This is a genomic window from Georgenia satyanarayanai, assembly GCF_023715365.1.
Classification (GTDB): Bacteria; Actinomycetota; Actinomycetes; order Actinomycetales; family Actinomycetaceae; genus Oceanitalea; species Oceanitalea satyanarayanai_B.
This window is the reverse complement of sequence record NZ_JAMBNZ010000080.1, coordinates 1-468: the sequence shown is the minus strand read 5'-3', so window position 1 is coordinate 468 and position 468 is coordinate 1. Positions and strand designations below refer to the sequence as shown.

At 67.1% G+C, this 468-nt stretch carries 1 protein-coding gene; it reads left to right on the top strand.

Annotated features, from left to right (window positions below):
* Positions 1 to 468, top strand: a 468-nt coding sequence (locus M3148_RS17095) for a phosphotransferase (RefSeq protein ID WP_251305927.1), incomplete at both ends; no start/stop codon positions are given.

Below are 468 nucleotides of genomic sequence, written 5' to 3'. Positions count from 1 at the left end.
ATCCGGCACTGATCGAGCGGCTCAACGCTGCGACGGCCGCGCAGCTCGCGGCATGTGCCGCCCTGCTCGAGCAGCGGCGGCTGGCCGGACGGGTGCGCCACTGTCATGGCGATCTGCATCTGGCGAACATCGTTCTGCTCGACGGCAAGCCGGTTCTGTTCGACTGCCTGGAGTTCGACGAGGCGCTGGCCTGCACCGACGTCTATTACGATCTGGCTTTCCTGGTCATGGACCTGATTCATCGCGGCCTGCCGGATCTGGCGCGGCTGTTCTTGCAGGCCTATGGCGACCTCGAGGCGGACGATGCCGGTCAGGCCCTGCTGCCGCTGTTCATCGCGGTCCGGGCGACCATCCGGGCGAAGGTCGCTGGCTTCAACGCCCGGGTTCTGGAAGGGGAGGCCCGGGCGGAGAAGATTCGTTCGGCCAGGGCCTATCTCGAGCTGGCACTCAAGGCCCTCGAGCCGGTGC